The 25,312-nt window shown below is 66.6% G+C and carries 25 protein-coding genes; 9 read left to right on the plus strand and 16 right to left on the minus strand.

Annotation, left to right across the window (positions count from 1 at the left end; genetic code table 11):
• The 4 genes from TVH25_RS10490 to TVH25_RS10505 all read right to left on the minus strand — a co-directional run.
• Positions 1 to 228: SDR family NAD(P)-dependent oxidoreductase (locus TVH25_RS10490; RefSeq protein ID WP_422424066.1), on the minus strand; the 228-nt coding region annotated here is incomplete at its 3' end.
• Between the two features lie 59 nt (positions 229 to 287).
• Positions 288 to 1,220 (minus strand): AurF N-oxygenase family protein, encoded by a 933-nt coding sequence (locus TVH25_RS10495; protein WP_422424068.1) that lies wholly within the window; start codon positions 1,218 to 1,220, stop codon positions 288 to 290.
• 119 nt (positions 1,221 to 1,339) lie between these two features.
• Positions 1,340 to 2,818, minus strand: coding sequence for an MFS transporter (locus TVH25_RS10500; RefSeq protein WP_422424092.1), 1,479 nt, complete (start codon positions 2,816 to 2,818; stop codon positions 1,340 to 1,342).
• Positions 2,819 to 2,978: 160 nt separating this feature from the next.
• The gene (locus tag TVH25_RS10505) at positions 2,979 to 4,067 is read right to left on the minus strand and encodes an adenylate/guanylate cyclase domain-containing protein (protein ID WP_296549209.1); all 1,089 of its coding nucleotides are present in this window, start codon (positions 4,065 to 4,067) and stop codon (positions 2,979 to 2,981) included.
• Positions 4,068 to 4,204: 137 nt separating this feature from the next.
• Here TVH25_RS10505 and TVH25_RS10510 point away from each other — a divergent pair, with 137 nt between their 5' ends.
• The gene (locus tag TVH25_RS10510; RefSeq protein ID WP_169653307.1) at positions 4,205 to 5,038 is read left to right on the plus strand and encodes a DUF6319 family protein; all 834 of its coding nucleotides are present in this window, start codon (positions 4,205 to 4,207) and stop codon (positions 5,036 to 5,038) included.
• A gap of 42 nt (positions 5,039 to 5,080) precedes the next feature.
• Positions 5,081 to 5,743, plus strand: a complete 663-nt coding sequence (locus tag TVH25_RS10515) for a serine protease (RefSeq protein ID WP_296549212.1) — start codon at positions 5,081 to 5,083, stop codon at positions 5,741 to 5,743.
• A gap of 34 nt (positions 5,744 to 5,777) precedes the next feature.
• Here TVH25_RS10515 and ilvD read toward each other — a convergent pair whose 3' ends face one another.
• Both ilvD and TVH25_RS10525 read right to left on the minus strand, forming a co-directional pair.
• Positions 5,778 to 7,490, minus strand: a complete 1,713-nt coding sequence (gene ilvD, locus TVH25_RS10520; RefSeq protein ID WP_422424070.1) for a dihydroxy-acid dehydratase — start codon at positions 7,488 to 7,490, stop codon at positions 5,778 to 5,780.
• Positions 7,487 to 8,059, minus strand: coding sequence for a TIGR03086 family metal-binding protein (locus TVH25_RS10525; RefSeq protein ID WP_169622883.1), 573 nt, complete (start codon positions 8,057 to 8,059; stop codon positions 7,487 to 7,489). Before TVH25_RS10525 ends, ilvD begins: the two co-directional genes overlap by 4 nt.
• Before the next feature lie 130 nt (positions 8,060 to 8,189).
• On the opposite strand from TVH25_RS10525, the gene TVH25_RS10530 reads away from it, so the two are divergent.
• From TVH25_RS10530 to TVH25_RS10545, 4 genes are all read left to right on the plus strand, one after another.
• Entirely contained in the window at positions 8,190 to 9,194 is a 1,005-nt protein-coding gene (locus TVH25_RS10530) for an aldo/keto reductase (RefSeq protein ID WP_422424072.1), read from the plus strand.
• 40 nt (positions 9,195 to 9,234) lie between these two features.
• Positions 9,235 to 10,575, plus strand: coding sequence for an MFS transporter (locus TVH25_RS10535; RefSeq protein ID WP_296549214.1), 1,341 nt, complete (start codon positions 9,235 to 9,237; stop codon positions 10,573 to 10,575).
• A gap of 13 nt (positions 10,576 to 10,588) precedes the next feature.
• Positions 10,589 to 11,239, plus strand: a complete 651-nt coding sequence (locus tag TVH25_RS10540) for a GTP pyrophosphokinase (protein ID WP_422424093.1) — start codon at positions 10,589 to 10,591, stop codon at positions 11,237 to 11,239.
• Between the two features lie 230 nt (positions 11,240 to 11,469).
• Positions 11,470 to 11,937 carry a DUF1801 domain-containing protein gene (locus tag TVH25_RS10545; RefSeq protein ID WP_422424075.1) on the plus strand — a complete coding sequence of 156 codons (468 nt, stop codon included), beginning with the start codon at positions 11,470 to 11,472 and terminating at the stop codon, positions 11,935 to 11,937.
• Positions 11,938 to 11,973: 36 nt separating this feature from the next.
• Here the strand turns inward: TVH25_RS10545 and TVH25_RS10550 are convergent, their stop codons facing one another.
• The 10 genes from TVH25_RS10550 to lppU all read right to left on the minus strand — a co-directional run bounded on the left by TVH25_RS10550 (position 11,974) and on the right by lppU (position 22,351).
• Entirely contained in the window at positions 11,974 to 14,481 is a 2,508-nt protein-coding gene (locus tag TVH25_RS10550; protein ID WP_422424077.1) for an ATP-dependent Clp protease ATP-binding subunit, read from the minus strand.
• A 268-nt stretch (positions 14,482 to 14,749) separates the two neighbouring features.
• Complete coding sequence (locus tag TVH25_RS10555) at positions 14,750 to 15,292, minus strand: LpqN/LpqT family lipoprotein (RefSeq protein ID WP_378528902.1); 543 nt, start codon at positions 15,290 to 15,292, stop codon at positions 14,750 to 14,752.
• A complete protein-coding gene (locus TVH25_RS10560; RefSeq protein ID WP_422424078.1) occupies positions 15,289 to 16,098 on the minus strand; it encodes a hypothetical protein in 810 nt (269 codons plus the stop codon). The genes TVH25_RS10555 and TVH25_RS10560 overlap by 4 nt, the downstream gene beginning before the upstream one ends.
• A 157-nt stretch (positions 16,099 to 16,255) precedes the next feature.
• Entirely contained in the window at positions 16,256 to 17,251 is a 996-nt protein-coding gene (locus TVH25_RS10565; RefSeq protein ID WP_169653314.1) for a hypothetical protein, read from the minus strand.
• A gap of 115 nt (positions 17,252 to 17,366) precedes the next feature.
• Entirely contained in the window at positions 17,367 to 17,546 is a 180-nt protein-coding gene (locus tag TVH25_RS10570; protein ID WP_422424080.1) for a hypothetical protein, read from the minus strand.
• Positions 17,547 to 17,651: 105 nt separating this feature from the next.
• Entirely contained in the window at positions 17,652 to 18,500 is an 849-nt protein-coding gene (locus TVH25_RS10575; RefSeq protein ID WP_169622910.1) for a 3-hydroxybutyryl-CoA dehydrogenase, read from the minus strand.
• A gap of 61 nt (positions 18,501 to 18,561) precedes the next feature.
• Positions 18,562 to 19,719, minus strand: coding sequence for an acyl-CoA dehydrogenase (locus tag TVH25_RS10580; protein ID WP_296551115.1), 1,158 nt, complete (start codon positions 19,717 to 19,719; stop codon positions 18,562 to 18,564).
• A gap of 143 nt (positions 19,720 to 19,862) precedes the next feature.
• A complete protein-coding gene (locus TVH25_RS10585; protein WP_422424082.1) occupies positions 19,863 to 20,606 on the minus strand; it encodes a TetR family transcriptional regulator in 744 nt (247 codons plus the stop codon).
• Between the two features lie 248 nt (positions 20,607 to 20,854).
• Positions 20,855 to 21,655, minus strand: coding sequence for a 3'-5' exonuclease (locus TVH25_RS10590; RefSeq protein WP_422424084.1), 801 nt, complete (start codon positions 21,653 to 21,655; stop codon positions 20,855 to 20,857).
• A gap of 102 nt (positions 21,656 to 21,757) precedes the next feature.
• Positions 21,758 to 22,351: an LppU family putative lipoprotein gene (gene lppU / locus TVH25_RS10595; RefSeq protein WP_422424086.1), complete on the minus strand. Its 594-nt coding sequence runs from the start codon at positions 22,349 to 22,351 to the stop codon at positions 21,758 to 21,760.
• 101 nt (positions 22,352 to 22,452) lie between these two features.
• Here lppU and TVH25_RS10600 point away from each other — a divergent pair, with 101 nt between their 5' ends.
• The 3 genes from TVH25_RS10600 to TVH25_RS10610 all read left to right on the plus strand — a co-directional run bounded on the left by TVH25_RS10600 (position 22,453) and on the right by TVH25_RS10610 (position 25,242).
• Positions 22,453 to 23,517 carry an ATP-dependent DNA ligase gene (locus TVH25_RS10600; protein ID WP_422424088.1) on the plus strand — a complete coding sequence of 355 codons (1,065 nt, stop codon included), beginning with the start codon at positions 22,453 to 22,455 and terminating at the stop codon, positions 23,515 to 23,517.
• Positions 23,517 to 24,572 carry a DNA primase small subunit domain-containing protein gene (locus TVH25_RS10605; RefSeq protein WP_169622911.1) on the plus strand — a complete coding sequence of 352 codons (1,056 nt, stop codon included), beginning with the start codon at positions 23,517 to 23,519 and terminating at the stop codon, positions 24,570 to 24,572. The genes TVH25_RS10600 and TVH25_RS10605 overlap by 1 nt, the downstream gene beginning before the upstream one ends.
• Positions 24,573 to 24,711: 139 nt before the next feature.
• A complete protein-coding gene (locus tag TVH25_RS10610; protein WP_346765250.1) occupies positions 24,712 to 25,242 on the plus strand; it encodes a DUF6764 family protein in 531 nt (176 codons plus the stop codon).
• Positions 25,243 to 25,312: the final 70 nt, after the last annotated feature.

The following is a 25,312-nucleotide window of genomic DNA, read 5'->3' on the forward strand; positions in this document are numbered from 1 at the left end:
CCGCCCCCCGAGAGACTTCGCCTGCCCGGCATCGCGGATGTCGGCAGCGGTGAACGCGGCGGAACGGGAATCCACTGTGGGCAGCGTGTCGTATGCGGTGCGACCGCATACGAGTACGTCCGCGCCGGCGGCCAGGAAGGTCTCGGCGATGACGTACCCGATGCCCTTGGTGCCGCCGGTGACGAGGACCGCGCGACCGGTGAAATCGGCAGGATTGTCGAAGAACATGCCGCGGAGACTATGACGAAATGTGCGCCGGTGCCCCGACGTTCCCGCTCAGCAGGTGCCTACAGCAGGTGCACCTTCTTGTAGAGGATCTTCGACGGTCCGCCGATCAGGCCCACGTTGTCGAGGAAGGTCATGAGCTTGGCGCCGGACTTGCGCACCCGGTCGTGGTGGTGCGCGTTGTTCCGGGCTTCTTCGAGGGCGCGCTCGGTGTCGAGGCCCGCGTTGGCGTAGACGTCCGGGTGGATCATGCTCTTGACGACGAAAAACACGACGACCGCGGTGTTGATCCGTTCGATTGCGAGCCGCAGGCGGCTCGCACCGTTCAGTCGGCGTCCCACTTCTTCACGGGCGAACCGGATGTGGCGCGCCTCCTCGAGGACGTGGATCTTCGAGACCGCACGTGTGACGGGCTGGACGCGTTCGTCGCGCATGAAGTCGCGTTGCATCATGTCGAGGATTTCTTCTGCGGCCATGACCGCGGCGTACGCGTTGGCGCCCTTGAAGAAGTGGCCCCACAGGCGGCCGAGGTGGTGGATGTAGCGGGGCGGCCCGTAGCTGGGCATGTTCAGCCGTTCGCCGGCCCGGGCGAACATCACGGAGTGGCGGCACTCGTCGGCGATCTCGGTGAGCGCGAACTGGACGTGCCGGCTGTGCTTGTCGCGATCGTAGACGTCGCGCAGAAGCATCTGCATGAGCAGGATTTCGAACCACAGGCCGGTGCTGGACACACTCGCGGCTTCGTTCTTGGTGAGTTCGATGCGCTGTTCGTCGGTGAGTTCGTCCCACAGGGCGGTGCCGTAGAGCGTGCTCCACTCGGGGGTCATGCCGAACTTGTCGTCGGGGACGGGGGCCTCCCAGTCCACTTCGACGACGGGGTCGTACGACTTGCGGGCGGACGAAGCGAGCAGGCGACCGGCAGTTTCCTCACGATCGGAAAGCCGGATGCCGGGTACGAAACCCTTGCTGGATTCGCGGGTGAGCGATGCGGTCATGTCTCCACCTTTTTAGTGTGACGACGGGTAACTGTTAAGTGAGGTTAGCGTGATCGCGCGCACAGCACAACGTCTGCGTCCGACTCCGTGTCGGACGCAGAGAGGAGCGCGAGGGACAGCTACGAGCGCGCGGGTGCCCAGAGTGCCGATGCGATCGCGCCGACCAGCAGAATCGCGGCCATCGCCCACAAGCCCTGCTGCATGCCTGCCAGGAACGCGTCCCGCGCGAACTCCGCGAGCACGTCGCCCTGGGGACCCGCCTGTTCGGCGACCTCGACTGCCGCGGCCAGCGAATCCTGCACTGCGCCTCGTGCCGGTTCGGGAATCGTCGGTGCGATCGGATCGATCCGGTGCCCGTACGCGGCCGCGAGCACACTGCCCGCGAGGGCGACGCCGATAGCAGCGCCCACTTCGCGGGTCGCGTCGTTGACGGCCGACGCGACACCCAGTTGGTCCTCCGGCGTGTTGGTGACGATCGCGTGGGTCGCGGGCGCGGTGCAGACGCCGATTCCGATACCGGCGATCGACATCGCGATGGCGACGTCGGCGTACGACGAGTCCGCGTCCAGCAGACTCATGACGATCATCGACACCCCGATCAGGGCGAGCCCGACGCTCATGAGGACACGGAGTCCGAACCACCGCAACAACATCGGCACCCCGACCGAGAGCACCATCACCACCAGGAAGATCGGGGTGAGGGCCACGGCCGACATCAGCGGCGAATACCCGAGCACGAGTTGCAGGTATTGCACGATGAGATAGAAGACGCCGAATCCGGCGAGATACTGCAGTGTGAGGCCGCCTGCTCCGACCGCGAACGCGCGCTGGGAGAACAGCCGCACGTCGAGCAGGGGTGCTGGTGAGCGCCGCTCGACGAGCACGAACGCCACTCCTGCGGCCACTCCCGTGACCAACGCGCCGACGGTGAGTGCGTCGATCCATCCGCGCTGCGGTCCCTCCATCACGCCGAGGACGAACAGCCCGACCGCCGCCACGACGAGCACGGCTCCGACGATGTCGAACCGCGCCGGTTCCGCCGCGCGGGAGGACATGATCGTGGCGCCCGCGACGACGAGCACGGCCGAGATCACGGCGAACGCGGCGAAGATGAGCTTCCACGACCCGTATTCGAGAATGACGCCCGACCCGAGCATGCCGATGACCGCGCCGGATCCGGCGACCCCCGCCCAGATCCCGATGCCCCGGGAACGATGCTCCTCGGTGAACGCCGCGGTGATGAGGGACAGCGTCGCAGGCATGACGAGCGCCGCACCGACCCCGGCCACGGCGCGCGCCGCGATCACCCAGTTCGGATCGGACAGGAACAGGGGAAGCGCCGACCCGATCCCGAAGACGACCAGGCCCGCCAGCATGACTCCGCGCCGGCCGAACCTGTCTCCGAGCGCGCCCGCCGGGAGCAGCAGTGCCGCAAGGGCGAGCGTGTATCCGTCGACGATCCACGTGAGCTGGGCCTGGGTCGCGCCGGTCTCGACCGCGATATCCGGTAGTGCCGTGTTGAGCGACGCCATTGCCGCGATGACGGCGGCGACCGCTGCGCACGCGACGGTGAGCAGCCATAACTGAGACCCGGTCATGCGGGTCTTCTGCGCGGCGAGCGAAGCTGATTCGGACACGGGCGCCTTCCGGACGAACGTGGTGCCGGAGTAGGAAAAAGACTGTCGGCATCGTAGCCGAACCGGCGGTGCGGGACCGGTCACGACGCGGCGCCCCCGGCCGTGTCATAGCGCGGCAGTGTCAGGCCGCGGAGTCGGGAGGGGCCGTGGGGTTCTCCGTGCGCGCATCCGTGTCCCGCCCTCGGCGCAGCACGTACGCGCGCGAGTGACGGAAGTCCTTGACCCGCAGGTTCCGCACGACATGAAGCCGGAATTCGGGGTGGTCCTCGAGTTCCGCGGCGAGCTGCTGGTCGATCAGGATCGAACCGGGGCGAGCGGCACCGGTCAACCGTGCGGCGATGTTGACCACCGATCCGAACAGGTCGCCGAAACGGGCCAGTGCCGGGCCCGAGGCCAGACCGATCCGCAGAGCGGGTGTGTCTTCGAACGCGGCGAACGCTTGCTGCAGTTCGAGCGCGATCCGCGCGGCGTCGACCGCATCCTCGGCGGCGAACATCACCTCGTCGCCGACGGTCTTGATCACCCAGCCGGCGTGGCGGGTGATCACGCCGGACACCGCGGCCTCGAAGTGATCGAGCAACACGTTGAGTTCGTCGGCGTCGATACGCCGGGTCAACTGGGTGTACCCCACCATGTCGGCGAATCCGACGACGAGCGGACGGGTCTGCGCGTCCCCTTGGACGCGGACGGCGGTGCGGTTGGTCGTGGCGACCAGGTGCCGACGCCACATGTAACCCTGGAGGCTCTCGGCACGGTTCGCCACGCGGCGGAGGATGTCGTCGACGAACTCGCGGATCTCCTCGTCTTCCGGGGGTGCCGATGCCGTGCCGTACGCGGTGGAGAGCTGGGAGACGACGTGGCTGCTCAAGAGGGCGAACTGCCATTCGCTCAGCCGCGACATCGACTGTCCCAGCGAACGCGCCGCGGATATCTCGGCGGAGGGGTCGATGGCGCCGCTGCCGAGGATCGCCGCGAGATTGCGCAGGGCGCCGAGATCCCCGTCGGTGAACATGACCGCGCCCGGGTCGGGGTCGACCGTGAATCCCAGGGCCTGCCACAACTGGCGGACACGGGTCGGCTCCAGCCCGGCGAGGTCCGCGACCTCGCGCAAGGTGTAGCGGCGAACGCCGAGCAGGGTGCGTTCGAGCTCGGCGCGGATCGTCGCAAGCACCTCGGGGGTGGCCTGCGACCGTTCATCGGGCGGGGTCACGAGACCATCCTTACCTGTACTTCGGTTGGCGAGGCTGTAGATTCCGCCACCGGCGCTCGGTGTCGTGTCGTACACATGTGCGACAGTGGGCGTCGAAAAAGCGCCGGACAATCCAGCGAGCCGAGAAAGGACATGGCATGCCGCCCCGCACACGCGCGGACCATCTGACGGAGGAGCAACTCGGCGAGCTGAGTAATGCACTCGCGGAGGGTCGTCGCGCGACTGTATATCTCATCGACGGCATTCCGAGCCTCGGCATCGAACCCGGCGCGTCGGCGCGGGTGGTGTCCGTTTCCGGCACCACCGTCATGGTGCGGCCGAAAGGGGTCGACGACGAGTTGCCCTTCGAGTCCGACGAACTGCGCCTGACCCGGCAACCCGCCGGGGCGCCTGCGAAGAAGACAGCGGCCACGAAGTCCGCTCCCGCGAAGGCGGCGGCGTCGACGTCCCCGGCTGTGACCCCTTCTGCCGGGAGGCCTGCTGCCACCAAGCCTGCTGCCCCCCAGCCTGTTGCCGCCGGTCCCGCTGCCGCCAAGCCCGCGTCGAGGCCTGCTCCTCCGGTGCGTGGTGCCCAGACCAAGAGCGTCGAGGAGACGAAACCCGTGAACGACACGACCCCCGGTTCCGCCGCACCCGCGTCGCCCGCCAAGCCGAAAGCCCCGGCGCGCAAGGGTAAGAAGGCGCCCACGATCAGCATCACCATCACCATCGACCCCGAGAGCGAATGGACCGTCGGAATCGCGCACGGCACACGGAAGGTCGGCAAGCCGGCAGCCGTGGCGCCCGACGCCGTCGAACGGGCCGTCAAAGAACTCGGTGATCCCGGTGCCGTCGAGGCGGTCCAGTCCGTGATCGACGCGGCCCGCAGCGCAGCCGAGGAACGTGTTGCGCAGCTCAGCCGCGAACTCGAGGAAGCCCGAAAAGCTCTCGAAAGTCTCGGCGCAACCCCGAAAACAGGCATCGACCTCTAGTACCCTCACAACGAAGGTCGCCCGCCGCGCGAGAGGGACACGATGTTCAAAAGGTTCGCTCTACTGGCCGCCGCAGTGATGGCGTTGGCGGGCGGTGGGATGGGGATAGCCACCGCAGCACCTCCTGTCACCCTCGGCGGTGGTTCGGGGATCACTCTCGGTGATGGTGGCCAGGACATGTACGACTGCACCCTCACCACCATCGGAAACGACGCCTCGGGTCGTCTCGTCGGCCTGACCGCGGCGCATTGCGGTCTCCCCGGCATGACCGTGAAGGCCGAGTACGACACCGCGGCCGGTCCCGTCGGGCGGGTCGTCTCCGCGAACACCGTGCTCGACTACGCGGTCATCGAGTTCGATCGCGGCAAGGTCGTGCCCGTCAACCGGGTGGGAAACACGTCCATCACCGGAGTAGGGGCTCCCGCCGGTTTCCCCGATATCGCGTGCAAAGAAGGCCGTACGACGGGCAACACGTGCGGTGTCGTGTGGGGCGACGTCTTCGGTTCGCAGGAAACCTGGACCCAGGTGTGCGTGATCGAGGGCGACTCGGGTGCGCCACTGGTCGTCGGCACGACGCTCGTCGCGATGGTGAACGCCTACCTGTTCGCGCCGTGTGCCGGCCCGCAGGTCGGAACGAACATCGACGTGATCTTCGGCGACATCGACGCCCGCGGCGGCGCGGGAGCAGGGTTCCGGCCGATCTAGCCGGAACGCCCACTCCCGCAAGACCGGCCGGTGGTCACCCGCACACCGCGCCGTGCGACGCCGAGCCGACGAGCTTGGTGTATTTGGCGAGCACACCACGGGTGTACCGCGGCGCCAACGGTTCCCACCCTTGCTGCCGCGCCGCCATCTCCTCGTCGCTCACCAGCACGTCGAGAACGCCGTTGGCCACGTCGAGCCGGATCCGGTCGCCGTCACGGACGAAGGCGATGGGTCCGCCGTCGACTGCTTCGGGTGCGACATGCCCGACGCACAGGCCGGTCGTGCCACCGGAGAAGCGCCCATCGGTGAGCAACAGGACATCCTTTCCGAGACCCGCCCCCTTGATGGCGCCGGTGATCGCGAGCATCTCCCGCATCCCGGGCCCACCCTTCGGCCCTTCGTACCGGATGACGACGACGTCTCCCGCCGTGATGGTGCCGTCCTCGAGCGCGTCCATCGCCGAGCGTTCCCGCTCGAAGACTCGCGCGGTGCCCTCGAACACCGACTCGTCGAATCCCGCCGACTTCACGACCGCGCCGCCGGGAGCGAGGGTGCCGCGCAGGATGGTGATCCCACCGGTGGGATGAATCGGGTTGCTCAGAGCGCGCAGCACCTTGCCGTCGGGATCGGGCGGGGCGATGCCGGCGAGATTCTCCGACAGCGTGCGGCCGGTGACGGTGAGACAGTCGCCGTGGAGCAGTCCGGCGTCGAGCAACGCCTTCATGATCACCGGTACGCCGCCGATGTGGTCGACATCTTTCATGACGTGGGTGCCGAACGGTTTGACGTCGGCGAGGTGCGGCACCCGAGCGCCGACGCGCACGAAGTCGTCGAGGGTGAGTTCCACCTGCGCCTCGTGTGCGATGGCAAGCAGATGCAGGACCGCGTTGGTGGATCCACCGAACGCCATGACCACGGCAATCGCGTTCTCGAACGCTTCCTTCGTCAGGATGTCGGACGCGGTGATCCCGCGGCGCAGCATCTCCACGACCGCTTGGCCGCTGCGCCGCGCGAACCCGTCGCGCCTGCGGTCGGTGGCGGGTGGTGACGCGCTGCCGGGCAGCGACATGCCGAGGGCTTCGGCGGCACTGGCCATCGTGTTCGCGGTGTACATGCCTCCGCATGCGCCTTCTCCCGGGCAGATGGCCCGCTCGATGGCACCGAGGTCGGCTTCCGACATCAGGCCCCGCGCGCATGCGCCGACGGCTTCGAACGCATCGATGATCGTGACGTCGCGTTCGGTGCCGTCGGACAGTTTTGCGACACCCGGCAGGATCGATCCGGCATACAGGAACACCGACGCGAGGTCGAGGCGGGCGGCGGCCATGAGCATGCCCGGCAGCGACTTGTCACACCCTGCGAGTAGTACCGATCCGTCGAGTCGCTCGGCCTGCATCACCGTCTCCACGCTGTCGGCGATCACTTCCCGCGACACGAGCGAGAAGTGCATCCCCTCGTGCCCCATCGAGATGCCGTCCGACACGGAGATGGTGCCGAACTCGAGCGGGTATCCCCCGGCCGCGTGCACACCCTCCTTGACGGCCTGCGCCAACCGATCGAGCGACAGATTGCACGGGGTGATCTCGTTCCACGACGACGCGACGCCGATCTGGGGTTTTTCCCAGTCGTCGTCGCCCATGCCCACCGCGCGGAGCATGCCGCGGGAGGCGGTCTTCTCGATTCCGTCGGTGACGTCGCGGCTTCGGGGTTTGAGGTCGGGCAGATGCTGCTCGGGCCGATCGGTCATGAGGCTCCGTGCCGGCGGGGGTCGCGCCCGGTGAGGGCGAGCAGGCGGTCCTGCACAGACGCATCGTCGCCGACGGGAACGGGATCGGCGAAGAGCCCGCTGCCCGCAAGCATGTCGCTCTGCGGCTCGAGGTCCTTCCAGACGGCGTCCACGAGAGCCGGATCGAGTTGCTCGTCCGATCCGGTGGCACGGGCGAGGTCCCACGCGTGCACGGTGATGTCGCCGACCTGTTGCCGCAGATAGTCGATGCACGGCACGGCGCCGTAGGACAGTTGGACTTCCTGGTCGGCCGGCGTCGCGGCCCACGCCTCGGTCGCCTGCTCGGAGAATGTGGACCAGTCGGCGGCAAGGTCGTCGCCGAGGGGTTCGAGAGCGGACTCGGCCTCTTCGAGTGTGCGTCCCGACAGCAACGGCGCCACCCAGCGTTGTTCGTCGACGACGTGCCGGACCAGAGTTGTGATGTCCCATTCGGTGTCGGGGGTGGGGGCGTGCCAGTCGGTGATCTGCGCGACGCGGCTGTCGAACTCGCGCCGAGCGGTGCGTTGTAGTGAAACCCAGTCGTTCGCCATGGTTCCCACCCTAGACACGGGCGGGCTGTGATCACGGCGATTTCAATCCGTGCGTCCGCGCTCGGCGTGCGTCAGGATCGACCGGGAGTCCGCCGTCCGCGGTGCTCGTCGCCGATCCGAGGAGAAATGCATGTCCGTCCCCATCGTCGAGCTCGCCCCCGGGCTGAACGTCAGTGCTCAGGGCTACGGCGCGATGTCGGTTTCCCCCGCATACGGACCGATCGATCCCGACGAGGCCCTCGCCACGCTGCACCATGCGGTGGACCTGGGAGTGACCTTCGTCGACACGGCGAACGTGTACGGCAACGGCACCAGTGAAACCGTGGTCGGGAAGCTGCTTCAATCTCGCCGCGACGAGGTGCAGATCGCGACGAAGTTCGGTCTGGTCGGCGCCATCGGCTCTGCCGGGACCGACAACCGCCGCATCGACGGCCGTCCCGACTACGCGAAGCAGGCAATCGACGAATCACTCGCTCGACTCGGGGTGGACAGCGTTGATCTGTACTACCTGCACCGTGTCGATCCGGAGGTGCCCATCGAGGAGACCGTCGGTGCGCTCGCCGAACTCGTGCGGGTCGGCAAGGTCCGTCACATCGGATTGTCCGAGGCAACCGGCGACGAGGTCCGTCGCGCACACGCCGTCCACCCGATCGCAGCGGTGCAGTCCGAATGGAGCATCGTGTCGCGAGATGTCGAACGACACGTGGTGCCGACGGCCGCCGAACTGGGCATCGGGTTCGTGCCGTACTCACCCGTGAGCAGGGGCCTGCTCACCGATTCGTTCGACCCGGAGCAGCTCGGGGAGGGAGATCTGCGGCGCAGATTCCCGCGATTCGCGTCCGGTGCCCTCCCAGGCAACCTCACTGTGCGAGACGAGGTCCGGACGGTCGGCGACGAAGCCGGAGTGACGGTCGCGCAGGTCGCGCTGGCGTGGCTGGACGCGAAAGGCCGCGAGTTCGGTCTCCCGTCGGTGTCGATTCCCGGCACCCGGTACGCCGCGCGGGTCGCCGAGAACGTGGGCGCGCTCGACGTGACGCTGACACCGGACCAGATCGCGCGACTCGATCTGCTCGCCGACAAGGTCGCCGGACCGCGGTCCGCAGACCCACAGTGGGTGTCGCTCGGTCGCGAGTAGTCGCCGTCGCTCTCGAGCGTGGGAGTAACGTTCGTCCATCATGAGGGCGTGGCTGGTCTGGAGTGTCGGTGTTTTCGCCTACATCGTGGCGGTTCTGCACCGGACGGCGTTCGGCGTTTCCGGGCTCGCCGCGACCGAGCGTTTCGAGATCTCCCCGGCGGTGCTGTCGGGGTTCGTCGTCCTTCAGCTCGTCGTGTACGCGGGCATGCAGATCCCGGCCGGGGTGCTCCTCGACCGATTCGGTTCGCGCTGGGTCATCGCGATCGGTGCGGCGGTCATGGCGGTGGCTCAGTTGGTGCTCGCCACCACGGAGTCGTTGCCGATCGCCTATCTCGCCCGGGTGTTCGTCGGCGCGGGTGATGCGCTGACGTTCATCTCGGTTCTCCGGCTGGTGCCGGTATGGTTCGCGCCGCGACGGGTGCCCCTCGTCTCGCAGCTCACCGGGATTCTCGGCCAGATCGGCCAGGTGCTGTCCGCGGTTCCGTTCGTGCTGGTGCTGACCGGTGTGGGATGGACCGCGGCGTACGGCAGCGCGGCGTCGATCGGTGTGTTCGCCTGCATCCTGGTCATCGCCACGGTGCGTGACGCGCCGTACGGAGACGCGCCGGCCACGCGGCCGATGGGCCTTCGCGAGTTGGTCGCACAGATCGGTGTGGTGTGGCGCCGCCCGGGCACCAAACTGGGCTTCTTCACCCACATGGGCACCCAGTTCTCGGTGACGACCTTCGCGTTGATGTGGGGTGTTCCCTATCTGGTCTCCGCGCAGGGGCTGTCGGCGGCTACTGCCGGCACGATGCTGACGGTCTCGGTAGTTACCGCGATCGCGGCGGGCCCCGTCCTCGGCATCCTGTCCGGCCGCTTTCCTCTCCGCCGCTCCTGGATGGTGCTGGCGATCATGCTGGCGAACGCGACGATCTGGACCGTGGTGCTGGCGCTGCCCGGTCCGGCGCCGATCGCGTTGCTCGTGCTTCTCATCGTCGTCATCTCCGTAGGCGGCCCCGGCTCGATGATCGGGTTCGACTACGCCCGCACGTTCAATCCCGGCACCGCGCTGGGGACCGCGAACGGCATCGTCAACATCGGAGGGTTCCTCGCCACTCTGCTGGTCGTGCAGACGATGGGTCTCGTCCTCGAACGGCTCGGTGGGTACACCTTCGACGCGTTCCGTGTCGCGTGGCTTGCGCAGTATCCCGTCTGGGTGGTCGCGATCGTCGGTGTTCTCGTCACGCGCGGCCGTGCCCGTCGCGAGGCGGGTGTGCATCCGCGCAGCTCATGGCAGGTTCTGCGGCAGCGGACCGCGGCGCGTCGCGGTGAACTGGCAGACTCGGAGGAGAACACCCCGAGGAGGACGAGCAGTGACAGCGACGGTGGACGACCCTGATCCGGGCGCCCCGATTCCGGAACATCCCACGGACGGCCAGAGCGCGACGTCGCTCTCGCCGCGCGAACTCGCCAGGTTCCTGATGGTGTACAAGTTCGGTATCGACGAGATGATGACCAAGATCAACATCTTGCGGGACGAATTCACCTACGCCCACGACTACAACCCGATCGAGCACGTCAAGTCGCGACTCAAGACCCCCGAGTCGATTCTCGCGAAGGCCGCCCGCAAGGGCGTCGAACCCTCGCTGGACGGCATCCGATCCAACCTCCGCGACATCGCGGGTATCCGCATCTCGTGCAGTTTCACGTCCGACGTGTACCGGATCTCGGACATGATCACCCGGCAGCGCGACGTACGGGTCGTCGAGGTGGTGGACTACATCGCGCACCCGAAGCCGAACGGGTACAGCAGCCTGCACGTGATCGTCGAGGTCCCGGTGTTCATGTCGGACCGGGTGGAGTCCGTCTACGTGGAACTCCAGATCCGCACGGTCGCGATGGACTTCTGGGCCAGCCTCGAGCACAAGATCTATTACAAGCACGATCGTGCCGTGCCGAGCGATCTGCGCGAAGAACTGCGGCTCGCCGCCGAAACGGCCCGTGCACTCGATGTGCGGATGGAAGCGCTGCACGAGCGGGTACACGGCAGCTTCGGCACCTGACGCGACGGGGTCGTCCTCGAACGGCTGGGCAGGTGCTCCTTCTCGTATTGGCAAGTAGGAGAACGTAATTCGCGGGGTCGCGGCGGGGCTTGTGGCTCAGGCACATGGGGGCTGCACACGTGCCCGTCCGCTCGGGGTCCGCTGATCGATCAGGAATCGAGAAGCCGCCGCCCACGGTGAGGACCTAATCTGGGAAACGCCGCACGTGACCGACACCGGGGAGGGACGCCATGACCACGAAAGCGACTGCGGACGAGAGCTTTTCTGCGCAAGAGCGTGCTGCCATGAAGGAACGTGCAGCAGAAATCAGGGCCGAGAACAAGCGCGCGAAGAGCGCCGAGAAGGCCGCTGCGGACGAGGCGGACGTGCTGGAGAAGATCGCCCGGATGCCGGACGGCGACCGTGAGATGGCGGAACGCGTCCACGCGATCGTCACAACCGTCGCTCCGGAGCTGGCCCCGAAGCTCTACTACGGACAGCCCGGGTACGCCCGCGGCGGCAAAGTGCTCTGCTTCTTCCGTAGCGGACAGATGGACAAGGAGCGCTACTCGACGTTCGGGTTCAGCGTTCAGGCCGAACTGGACTCCGACGACGGATTCTGGCCCACCGCGTACGCGCTACAGGAGCCGTCCGAGGACGCATGGGAACGCCTCGGCGAACTCGTCCGCCGGGCTGTCGGCGCACCCGGCAGCGACTGACTCTCGGGTCACCGGCTCTCGGGCGACCGGCGCGGTTCAGTCCTTTTCGGAATCGTCGGACGTAGCGTCCTTTCCGTCGCCGCCCGCAGTCACGGTGGCTTCCTCCGTCACCTCGCCGTTCCCGCCGACCGTCTCGATGACGAGGGCGTTCTCTCCAGCGTCGACGCGTACCGTGTCTCCGCTGGACAGCGTGCCCGCAAGCAGCAGATTCGAGAGTTTGTTGTCGAGTTCCTTCTGAATCGTGCGACGCAACGGACGCGCTCCGAACTCCGGCGCGAACCCCGTGTCGACCAGCCAGTCCACCGCGCTGTCGGTGATCTCGAACTCGACGTTCTGTGCCCGCAGCAACCGTTTGGTTCCGCCGAGCATCAATCCGACGATCTGGTGCAGTTGTTCCTTCGCGAGTCGATGGAACACCACGGTCTCGTCGATCCGGTTGAGGAACTCCGGCCGGAAATGCGCGTGCAGGCGTTCCATCAACCGCGGTGTGAGGGACTCGATGTCGTCACCGGAGTGGGCCAGGATCATGTCCGACCCGATATTGCTCGTGAGGATGACGATCGTGTTCTTGAAATCCACCGTGCGGCCCTGGGCATCGGTGACGCGCCCGTCGTCGAGCAGTTGCAGCAGCACGTTGAACACGTCCGGGTGCGCCTTTTCGATCTCGTCGAACAGGATCACCGAATACGGCTGACGACGAACCTTGTCGGTCAACTGCCCGGCCTCTTCGTACCCGACGTAACCGGGAGGAGCACCCACCAGTCGCGACACCGTGTGCTTCTCCTGGAACTCGCTCATGTCGAATCGGATCATCCGGTCTTCGTCACCGAACACCGCTTCTGCCAGTGCTTTTGCCAGTTCTGTCTTGCCGACACCGGTGGGCCCGAGGAACAGGAACGACCCGATCGGCCGATTCGGGTCGGCGAGTCCGGCACGTGCCCGGCGAACACCTTCGGCAACTGCGGTGACCGCTTGCTCCTGGCCGATCACCCGCGCGTGGAGCACGTCCTCGAGGTCCAGGAGCCGCTGCCGTTCCTCCGCCGTCAACTCGGACACGGGGATACCGGTCTGCCGGGAGATCACCTCGGCGATGTCGAGCACTTCGACCTGCGGGGTGGACTCGGTTTCTCCGACTCCGGTGCGCTCTTCCAGCGCGGTGATCGCCTTCTTCAGTTCCCCCGCCTTCGCATAGTCTTCGGCAGCGACGGCGGAGTCCTTCTCGCGTTCGAGGCGTGCCAGTTCCTCCTCGTGGGAACGGGTGTCCGCGTCGGGAGTCTTCGTACGCAAGCGGACTCGCGCGCCGGCCTGGTCGATCAGGTCGATGGCCTTGTCCGGCATGAACCGGTCGGTGATGTACCGGTCGGACAGTTCGGCCGCGGCGATCAGCGCCTCATCGGTGTAGTGGACCTGGTGGTGCTCCTCGTAGACGTCGGCGAGTCCGCGCAGGATTTCGATGGTGTCGTCGACCGACGGTTCGACCACCATGACCGGCTGGAACCTGCGTTCGAGCGCAGCATCCTTCTCGATGTACCGGCGGTACTCGTCGATCGTGGTCGCGCCCACCGCGTGCAGTTCCCCGCGCGCGAGGGCGGGCTTGAGCAGGTTCCCGGCGTCCATCGATCCCTCACCGCCGCTGCCTGCGCCGACGATGGTGTGCAACTCGTCGATGAACAGCACCAATTCGTCGGAGTGGTCGCGCACCTCGTCGAGAATCTTCGTCAGTCGTTCCTCGAATTCGCCGCGGTATTTACTGCCCGCGACCAGCGACCCCACGTCGAGCGCGACGACTCGCCGGTCGGCGAGTGTGGAGGGCACATCTCCGTTGACGATGCGCTGGGCCAAGCCCTCGACGATCGCGGTTTTGCCCACGCCGGGATCCCCGATGAGCACGGGATTGTTCTTCCTGCGACGGGAGAGGATCTCCACTGTCTGCGCGATTTCGTCGGCGCGGCCCACCACCGGGTCCACATTTCCGGCGCGCGCTTCCGCGGTGAGGTCCCGTCCGTACTGGTCGAGCGTGGGCGTCGTGCTGGATGAGGCGTCGCGACGGCCACCGGTGTCGAGTTTCGCGCCGGCGAGCGCATGTGCGGCAGCGTTCTCGCTGTTCTCCGCGATCCCGTACAGGATGTGTTCGGGCCCGATGTAGCTTGTGCCCGATTGTCCTGCCTGCTGCTGGGCGACACGGAATACGCGCTTCGCCGCCGGACTCAGCACCGGCGGCTCGCCTTCGCCCTCACTCTCACTCTTGCCCGCGAGCGAACGCATCTGCTCGGCGACGGCGTCGGGATCGAGCCCCAGGCTGCTGATCACGCCGCGGGTCGGGTCGTTGAGGGTGGCGGCATACAGCAGATGTTCGGGAGTCAGTTCCGAATTACCCCATTCTGTTGCGGCATTTCGGGCATCCGCGACAAGTCTCTTGGCGTCGTCGTTGAGCAGTCGGCTCAGATCGACGCGCTGGACCGGTGGTTGGCGCATTCCACCGGGGCCGAAGAATCGGTCGAAGATGTCTTCGAACGGATCACGCGAAATCCAGCTGTCGGTCATAGTCTCCTCCGAGACGGAGAGGATGTAACGCTATCCGGCACTCACCCAAAGCATTTCGTACCAGTCGCCTCCGGCGACGGCCTCGCTCGGTGATTCGGTGTCGGCTGCCGACATTGATCGTATACCGCTCCCGGTGTCCCCCGCGGCGGGTTGTGCGAGTTCCTCCGGAGGGGTAGCAGGCGTTATGTGGTCGTCCGCCCGCGTGCGCTGAACGTCCGGTGCCGACGACGCGGACGCGCTACGGTCCCTCATCGGCTATGGCCGTCGACTATTCCGGAATCGGACCGATCCCGAGACCCGCGTGGATGGTCTCCGCGCTCTCGGTCAGAGATGGAGGAGCATCGGCGCGCGTAGTCACCGTCAGTTGCGTCAGGAAGCGATCGTACTCGTGGTCGACTACGACGTAGCGCGTCGCTGCTCCGAACCGGATATCACCGGCTCGGTAGTAGCCTCGAATCAACGTGGAGCGAAATATTCCGAAGTTGACAGTGCTGTAGTAGGTTTCGTACCACTCGGGCAGGCTGACCGCTTCGTTGCCCGCGACCTCCAGCAACTCGTCCGTCGACCGCGACTTCGACAGCCTGCCGTGGAGAAGTACCGCATTGGGCGCCCACCTGTTCTCGGTGTGCTCGGGAGCGATGAGGACCGTGTGGGCGTGGGGGAAGACTTCGGTGGGTACCGAAACCCAACCCTGCGGTACGGGGATCTCTACCAACGGATGCCGTGATTCGTCCCGCCTGCACGGGATGATCTCGACCTCGTGGGAGTCGAGGTACTCCGGAAGTGTTGTCGGAACCCGACGATCGATCATCGAATTGCCTTCTTTGCGCGCGCCGCACGGAATCGTTCCCGCAACGGGGGAGGACACAAGAGGTCGATTGCGTCGGATTCCACGAGACGTTCACGACAAGCCGGATCTTCTGCCAATTTTTCCAGGAGAGCGAAAAGGGTGTTCGGCTCCACGACGAGTTGGTGGGCCATAACCGCAAGTCGATGTTCGGAATCGTGTCGTGTCCTGGAGTCGGACGGAAGAGGCTCGGCCGTATGGAGATCGATCACCGGGTGGGCCGTCGTTCCGCCCCGGACTCCGAGATCGCCCGCTCCGATGCGGGTGATGCTTCCCCAAGGGACGAAGGTATCGAGGACCTGCTTTTTCAAGAAGATTCGCCGGCAGACGTGTCGCCGCACACCCCCTCGATAGATGTACAGGGTCGTGTCGAAGCGGACGCACGCGATCAGGACCGCAATTGTGCCCAGGACGGCTGCACATAACGACACGAAGAGAGCGCCTTCGCGATTGTCTCGCCCGAACGGCAAAATGGTTTCGCCGAGCCCGATATGCCAGGCGAACGCTGCTGTACCGCCGTATGCGGTCAAGCCCAACATCGCCACGACGGTAGTGAATACAGCGGTTCTTCCTGTCGGGATGCTGATACCCGCACCGTGGGTGGGATCGTGATGAAGTCCGAGCTTGCGGGGTTGTCGAAGATTGCGAAACCCGGCGCTCCGAAACGAGGATATGGCGATGGTGAACAGGGCGACCGAGCCGCCGGCTCCACCGAGAGCGACCCGAGCATCACCGGTTCGGAAAACATCATGTGCGAAGACGAGACTCACGCATGCCGCAATAAGCATCGCGAGGGAGAGAACGAGCGATGTGATCCGAAGCGGTTGTGGCCATGGTGCTCGAAGTGGTGCCGGTTCGGGTGCGCTACCCGGTTCACCTGGATTTCGATTCTCATTCGGGTTCAACAAACACTTCTTTCATGTCAGGTCACTTCCACAGCCACTGTGCCGATTTGGATACGAGGTACGAGCCGAAGGCACCGGCCACGATTCCTGCGGAGAGTCCGACTGCCGTTCCGACTCCGGGTGCCACACCCGTTCCCAGTACAGCTCCCGCTTGTCCGAACGCCCAGGCGCTCGCGAGGTAGCCTGCTGCGGCGCCGGATCCTTCCGTCACCACCGCCCTCGTCGGATCCATTCCGCCTTCGATGTCGTTGACGATCGCGGGTATGACACCGAGTACCACGCCGGCAGGACCGAGACCTCGCGCTACCCCGCGGGCGAGGTCGTCCCCGGACGTTGCGGCTGCTGCTCCAAGCCCCACTTTCGTCCCGTCGGCCATCGAGCCGATTGTGGACGCTGCAGTCGTTGCTGCCCAGTCCGGTGTCCAGGAGAATTCCCCATTTTCCTGCTGCACCACCTTTCCCGGCATCGCGGCATCCCTGGCGACCTCGAGGGCATTGACCGCGGCATCGATGCGGTCGGTGGTTTCGGCTGCGGCTCGCGATGCCTGGTGGATCGCGTCGGAGATGGTGCGGGTCAGGTCGGCTGCGCAGCGTTCGACTTGTGATCGAGTGCCGGCGGCTGCTGTCGAGTCGGGCACGAGTATTGCGATCAGTGCTATCTGCTCGGACGGATCGACAGTGCCGTCATCGTGGACTGTGAAGCCGGATTGTTCGGCGCTGCTGAGGGTAGCGAGCAAATGCATGCGGGCACCTTCGACGATGCTTGCTCCGGTGCGGTAGGCCCCGCCGACCTCGAGAAGAGCGCCGGCGATGGCGCTGCCCAGTGAGCGTTCCCGGACTATTCGTTCGGCGGCCGAGCGCGCGGCGTCGCCGGTCCACCGCTCAGCGAGTACGTCCTGTTCGCTGAGGAGCCCCTTCATACGGTCGTCGAGTCGGTCGACGATTCGGTCGATTCGGTCGGCGGTGATACGTAGCGCATCGGGATTCCAGGATTGGACGGCGGAGACAGTGAGATTCATTCCGGCCGGTCCACGGCGGATAGTGCACCGACGAAATCTGCTTCGGCGGCGACGTAGTCGTTCTCCACGCCGTTGGTTACATCGACGACCTCGCGGAGCCGTCCGCACATATTGATCAAGCCTGGTCGGTGACGTCGGCCGCTCGGGCGCAGACGCGGGCGAAGTCCGTTCCCGGGAGCGCCGATTCCGAAGTGGAGTACGGCTCGCCGATGTCCCAATCGCCCATTGCGTCGGCGGTCTCCGCCAAGAAGGCAGCGAAAGCACGCAGTGCTTCCGGATCGACATGCAAAGTCACGACTGCCCCCCGAGACACTATCCCCCGATATGTCCGGCTGGGGACGATAGCAGAAGGCGCCCCCACGGAACGGACCGTAGGGGCGCCTTCGAAGGCTGTGGCTGCCTACTTGTAGCTGTAGAAGCCTTCGCCGGTCTTGCGGCCGAGACGGCCGGCGTCGACCATGCGACGCAGCAGTGCCGGGGGAGCGTAATGCGGCTCGGCGAACTCTTCGTAGAGCGACTGCGCGGCGTTGAGGGTGATATCGAGGCCCACGGTGTCGATGAGGGTGAGCGGGCCCATCGGGTATCCGCAGCCACCCTTCATCGCGGCGTCGATGTCTTCCTTTGTGGCATAGCCCGATTCGAGCATGCGCACTGCCGAGCACAGGTACGGGATGAGCAGCGCGTTGACGATGAAGCCGGCGCGGTCGCCCGCACGCACGGCGGTCTTGCCGAGCGTGTTCTGCGCGTAGTCGAACACGGTGTCGGCGGTGTCGGCATCGGTGGTGAGTGCGGAGATGATCTCCACCAGCGGCATCACGGGCACCGGGTTGAAGAAGTGCACGCCCACGACCTTGCCGGGCCGCTTCGTCGCCTGCGCCACCTTGATGACGGGGATGGACGACGTGTTGGTGGCGAGGATGCCTTCCGGCTTCACGATCCGGTCCAATTCGGCGAAGATTTCGACCTTGAGGGCCTCGATCTCCGGCGCCGCCTCGACCACGAGGTCGCGGTCCGCGAACTCCTCGATGTCGGTGGTGACCCGGATCCGTGCGAGCACTGCGTCCGCATCGTCCTGCGTGATTTTGCCGGACTTGACGCCGCGTCCGACCGACTTTGCGAGGCGCTCACGCGCAGCCGCGGCGAATTCCTCGGTGGTCTCCCGGACGAGGACGTCGCTTCCGGCCTTCGCGCACACTTCGGCGATTCCGGCACCCATGGTGCCGCCGCCGATCACGCCTACCTTTTCCACTGTCACTACGAGTACTCCTGATCGGTGTGATGGTTCAGCGGTGCCAACCTACGCGTGCCGCTCAGCGGAGCAGCGCACGCGACATGACGACCCGCTGGATCTGGTTGGTGCCCTCGTAGATCTGGGTGATCTTGGCGTCGCGCATCATGCGCTCGACGGGGAAGTCGGTAGTGTAGCCGGCGCCGCCGAACAGCTGGACCGCGTCGGTGGTGACCTCCATCGCGACGTCCGAGGCGAAGCACTTGGCTGCCGCCGAGATGAAGCCGAGGTTGGGCTCGCCGCGCTCGGCGCGGGCTGCGGAGGTGTACACCATGAGGCGCGCAGCTTCGACCTTCATCGCCATGTCGGCGAGCATGAACTGCACGGCCTGGAAGCTCGAGATCGAGGTGCCGAACTGCTTGCGATCCTTGGTGTAGGCGATCGCGGCGTCGAGCGCACCCTGCGCGAGGCCCACGGCCTGCGCGCCGATCGTCGGGCGGGTGTGGTCGAGAGTCGCGAGGGCGGTCTTGAAACCGGTGCCGGGCTCGCCGATGATGCGGTCGCCGGGGATGCGGCAGTTCTCGAAGTACAGCTCAGCGGTGGGGGAGCCCTTGATGCCGAGCTTCTTTTCCTTGGGTCCGACGACGAAGCCTTCGTCGTCCTTGTGGACCATGAACGAGGAGATTCCGTTGGCGCCCTTGTCGGGGTCCGTCACGGCCATCACCGTGTACCAGGTGGATTTCCCGCCGTTGGTGATCCAGCACTTGGAGCCGTTGAGGATCCAGTCGTCGCCGTCGGCCTTCGCGCGGGTGCGCATCGAGGCGGCGTCGGATCCTGCCTCACGCTCGGAGAGTGCGTACGACGCCATGGCACCGTTGACGATGTCGGGCAGCACCTTGGCCTTGAGCTCGTCGGAGCCGCGGAGGATCAGACCCATCGTGCCGAGCTTGTTGACGGCCGGGATCAGCGACGAGGAGCCGCAGACGCGGGCGACCTCTTCGATGACGATGCAGGTCGCGACGGAGTCGGCGCCCTGGCCTTCGAACTGCTCGGGGACGTGGATCGCGTTGAAGCCCGAACGGTTGAGGGCGTCGAGTGCTTCCTGCGGGAAGCGGGAGTTCTCGTCGACGTCCTTCGCGTGCGGCGCGATCTCCTTCTCGGCGAGGGCGCGGATCGCGGCGCGCAGTTCGTCGTGCTCGTCTCCGAGCTTGAAGAGATCGAAGTCGGGATTGAGGGCCACGGTGGCAAACTCCTAACGGCACTCGGTGCCATTAATCGGGTCGGATCCGCACCACCCTATCGACTGCAAGGGTGTGCGACGTCACGGAATTCTTCCATTTTACCTCGGGCACTGAGTGCCAGGTCAATGCCGGGGGACGTTCGTCACGAAGGCGGCGGGTTTTGTTCCAGCTCGCGACGGACGTGCTCGGCCACATCGGCAGGCGACGCCCCGACCGGAAAGGTCACCACCGTGACGGCCCGCTGCGGCAGGTCGACGCCCGGGCGGGCGCCGGTGGCGGCCTGGGGTACCACGCCGAATGTCCGGCGAACCTCGTAGAGCGCTCGGTGCAGTTGCTCGGAGGTGGCCGTGTCGTCCCCCCGGATCATCGCCCGGAGCAGATAGTTGTGCGTCGCCGTCATCGCGGCCGTGAAACTCACGATGTGCACGGGCTTCGCCGAGGGCACCGCAGCCCGCAGGAAGTCGGTGAACAATCGTTCGTAGCGATAGGTCGTGACCAGTTCGCGTTCGCGCAGCGCCGGTACCCGCTGCACCACGCGGTACCGCCAGACTGCCAGCTCACGCCGGTCGCGAAAATGCCCGAACACCAGTTCGGCGGCGTCGCATGCTGCCAGCCACGGATCGGCGAAGTCGCCCGAGAGGTACCCGGCGACCTGCTCGAGCAGCGATTCGTGGTCGGCGAAGATCACGTCTTCCTTCGACCGGAACTGACGGAAGAAGGTCCTGCGGGACACCCCGGCCGCCGCCGCGATCTGCTCGACCGTGGTGGACTCGTATCCGAATTCGGAGAACAGCCGGATCGCCTGGGTTACGACATGCACCCGGAACTGAGCCGGGTCGGGTCCTGCCGCCTCGGGACGGCGCGGGGTGCCGGTGCCTGATGTCATGACAGTCCAGTATTCAAGGTCGGCGCGTCGGGGATACACAGCCCCGCCGGTCTGCGCAGCAACATATGCCTACGCCGCACCGCCGGTCTACGCCGCGCAGCGTCCGCGACGCCGCAAAAGCAATGGGCACAGGACTCGGCGGACACAGGCACCTCCGGATGGTCTCGCGACCGGCGTTGCCTGTGATCGTCCCAATCCCGAACGGTACAGAGGTGACGAATCGCTGAATTCTGCCTTCGGGCGAGGTCTCACCTCGTCGCGCGGCTGCCGGTGCCACGGAAGAACGCGCGCAACCGCTGCACGACACGCCGGTGCCAGGCCACGCGCCCGGTCTCGGTCGCCGGCCGTTCGAGAACCCCGGTGCTGCCGGTTTCGGGGCGGCGCACCGGCCAGTTGTCGTCGATGTCGGTCACGTCGCGGCCGAGGCCACGGAGATATTCCGCGAAACTGCGCTGCCGCTCCGCGTGCCACGCGGCCTGGTCGGCCATGATGTCGAGGTCAGCCAGCTGGGGGTACTTGTCGATGAGCGCACGAGTCAGGTGACCGGCGGCGAGCGCGTCGGCCTCCGCTTCGTGGGGGCTGGCGAGCTGGACGCCGTAGACCTCGCAGACCGCCTGAAGTGTGCGCCTGCCGCTGCGTGTGCGGTCCATCTCGCGATCGATGACGTACGGGTCCACGACCGTGCCGATGTCGAGCTCCGGTAACCCGAGTCGCCGGCCTTCGGCATCGAGGATCGTCAGGTCGTAGCTGGCGTTGAACGCGACCACGATGTGTCCGCGCTCCCACGCGTCGCACACCGCCTGCCGGATCTCGCGATACCCGGCGAGGTAGTCCATGCCCTCTGCCCGGGCGCGCTCGGTGCTGATGCCGTGAATGGCGGTGGTTTCGGGCGGTATCGCGATGCCGGGGTCGAGCAGCCACGAACGGGACTCGATCTTGTCGCCGTCGAAGGTGGCCACGCAGGCAGCGACGATGCGCGCGGTACGGGGATCGCGGTCGGTGGTCTCGAGGTCGAATGCGCAGATCGGTCTGTCTGGCCAGTGCGTCATTCGTGTGTCCTCGCGTCCTGTTCGATCGTGTTCTGCCTACAGCCCGCATTGTTGCCGGGGGTACCGACACGACCGTGGTGCTGCGAGGCGGCGAGCGATGCCTCAGAACGAATCGGTGCACACCACGAAGTTGCGTTCGTCGTAGACGTATCCGGAGTCCGAGAACGAGCACTCGTTCACATCGGAGGTGCCGGTGAGGATCTCGCTGACCTTCTCACCCAGGATCGCGGTCGCGGAGCAGTCGATCCGCTGGGGATCCTCTCCGCCCAGGTCCATGCACTCGCCGACTTTCCAGTCGATGTCGAGGCACAGGGCACCCGTCTCGACGCCCCAGAGCGTTTCGAAGTACGTCTGGTCGATGTCCCCGGAGCACTCGTCGCTCGATGTGACGACGTCCACGACCTTGTAGTTGGAGGTGCGACTACCGCAGTCGGCGTTGTCGATGGTGGCGTCGTCGACCGCGCCCCCCAGTGCGACACAGTCCCCGGGCTCGACGTCGACTTCCAGATCCAGGTCTGCGGCCGTCGTGCCCGCGGTGGTCGGACGCGAGCTGGCCGGAGCCGGGGTGGCGGGGGTGCTCGCGACCGCGGCGGCGCCGGGCCGCGCGCGACCCTCGATCTCGGAAGCGCATCCGCCGAGTACGGCTACCGCCACCACCGTCACGAGAGCGAGCCCCGCCCGCCGGAGATTGGTCATGTGTGGAGGGTACGGAATGTCTGTTTCCGTCTTTCCGTCCAGGTCGCGAATTTCACGCGATCCCGAACGCGGAATGCCCCCCGGAGTGCGACCATGTGCGCATGGACCTCCCCGTGGCTCCACCCCTGGCACCGATGCTGGCGAAGGCGGCCACCGCGGTTCCGGCGCAACCCGACGACGGAACGGCCGTGTGGTCGTACGAGCCCAAGTGGGACGGCTTCCGGGCGATCGTGTTTCGCGACGGTGAGGAGGTGGTGTTCTCGTCGCGCGGTGGCAAGGATCTGGCAAGGTATTTTCCCGAACTCGTCGCGGCCGTGCGAGCGGAACTTCCCGCGAGGTGTGTCGTCGACGGTGAAATCGTCGTTCCGCGCGAGCGCGACGGGCTGACCCGGCTCGACTGGCAGTCGTTGTCCGAACGTATCCATCCCGCGGCGAGCCGGGTGGCACTGCTCGCCGAACAGACACCGGCCCAGTTCGTGAGCTTCGACCTGCTTGCACTCGGCGACGAGGACCTCATGGCCAGTCCGTTCGCCGACCGTCGTGCACGGTTGCGCGACGCGCTCGGAGGAGGCCCCAGCTGTCACGTCACGGCGTCCACGACGGACGCCGCTACCGCGCAGCGATGGTTCGAAGAATTCGAAGGCGCCGGGCTCGACGGTGTGGTCGCCAAGCGACTCGACGGAATCTACCGCCCCGACAAGCGAGAGATGATCAAGCTCAAGCACGCTCGCACGGCAGACTGCGTTCTCATCGGGTATCGCAAGCACAAGAGTGTCGACGGTGTCGGTTCCCTTCTGCTCGGTCTCTATCACGACGGTGAACTCGCCATGGTCGGCGGCGCTTCCGCTTTCACCACCGCGCGGCGCAAGGCACTGCTCACCGAGCTCGAGCCGCTGCGCGTCGGTGCGGACGTCGTCGCCGAGGGAGAAGCGACCCGCTGGCGGTCGGGAGTGGATCGCAGTTGGGTGCCGTTGCGACCGGAGCGCGTACTCGAAGTGGCGTACGACCAGATGGAAGGCACGGCCGGAGCAGGGATGCGGTTCCGGCACGCCGCGCGGTTCCAGCGGTGGAGACCCGACCGGGACCCGGCAAGCTGCACTTACGATCAGCTGGACGTGCCCGTGCGATACGACCTGGGCGACGTGCTGGACCGGACGGAGGACTGATCGTGGCTGCCGAACGCTCGCCCGCAGAGGAACTCGACGTCGACGGAGTTCCTGTCCGGCTGTCGAATCCGGACAAGATCTACTTCCCCCGACTGGGCTCGTCCGGCGGCACGAAACGGCACCTGGTGGAGTACTACCGGACGGTGACCACCGAACTCGGTGCGCCACTGCTCGGCGCGCTGCGTGAACGGCCCACCCACCTCCAGCGGTTTCCCGGCGGCATCGACTCCGAGGAGATCTACCAGAAGCGGGCACCTGCCAAGCGGCCCGATCATGTCGCCACGTGCGAGATCACGTTTCCCTCGGGCCGTACCGCGGATGCGCTTCGCGTGCGCACGGCCGCCGACATCGTCTGGGCGGCGAATCTCGGCACGGTCACCTTCCATCCGTGGGCGGTGCGCTGTGGCGACGTGGACCGGCCGGACGAACTCCGCATCGATCTCGATCCGCCCGACGGGACGGGATTCGGTGCGGCACGTGCCGTCGCACTCGACGTGGTGCGGCCCCTGCTCGATGAACTGGGGCTCACCGGATTCCCCAAGACGTCGGGGGGTCGCGGCCTGCATGTCTACCTGCGGATCGTGCCGGAGTGGGATTTCGTCGGTGTGCGACGCGCCGGTATCGCACTCATGCGCGAAATCGAGCGTCGCAGCGACGGGCGCGCGACCACCTCGTGGTGGAAGGAGGAGCGGGGTGACCGCTTGTTCCTCGACTACAACCAGAACGCCCGTGACAAGACCATCGCCTCGGCCTATTCGGTGCGGCGGACACCCATCGCCACCGTGTCGACCCCGCTGACCTGGGACGAACTCGCCGACGCCGAACCTGACGACTTCACCATCGCGACGGTGCCGGAATTGCTCGCGCGCCGCGGCGATCCGATGTCCACACTCGACGATCACGCTCACTCGCTCGATGTGCTGCTCGAGATGGCGGACCGGGATGCCGCCGACGGACTCGGCGATCTGCCGTATCCACCGACCCATCCGAAGATGCCCGGTGAACCCAAGCGGGTGCAGCCGTCGCGGGACACGGACCGGAAGACCACCGGCTGAGACGATCCGCGTCGTTCGCCCGGTCCGGACCGGCTGCTGAATCGGTCCCTGCTCGTTACCTCGTCGGAAGATCAGCTTCCCGGGATTTCCATAGACTGTGCGGGAACCTGTTCGCCGGAGTTTCGGGAGGATCGTGTCTGTGTCTCGCACGTGGATGTCGGGTCGGCTGTTCGGTGCCGGTGTGATCGGCGCCGCCGTCGTGGGGGCAGGTCTCCTCGTTCCGGGATCCGCGCTCGCCGCGACCACGTGCGCGGCACCGCCGGGAGGCCCGGCGGAGGTGACTCGGGTCGACGGCGCCGCGGCATGTGGCGCGACCACCGACGGGACGGGCGGTGCCTGGAGCCTCGGTGAGTCCGGCGTCGGATTCGCGGATGCCGGCGCCGGCGCGACGATCGGGGCCGCAGGGTTCGCCGGTGGAGTCGGCGCGGGCGAGAGCCGTGGCGGGCAGCTCCTGGCGGTCGGATACGGGTTCGAGTCCCTCGCGCTGGGGTTGCTGGACGAGCCCGGCACCGCCCTGGTCGTGACGGGTCCTCGATCCCAGGCTTTCGTCGGTGACGCCGACGATCCGGTGCTGTGTGAGGGTGAGCTGGCCGCGACGATCAACCTCGCGACCGGGTCGGGGTGCGTCGTGGCCGGTGCCTTTCGCTACGTGACCCCGGCCGCACCCTGATTCCGCGGGCACGGGTCGTATTGCCACGTCCGTAGTCCGCGCCTTCGGGGCGCGCGGCGACGACACCGGA

It is taken from the genome of Rhodococcus sp. 7Tela_A2, assembly GCF_049311045.1.
Classification (GTDB): domain Bacteria; phylum Actinomycetota; class Actinomycetes; order Mycobacteriales; family Mycobacteriaceae; genus Rhodococcus.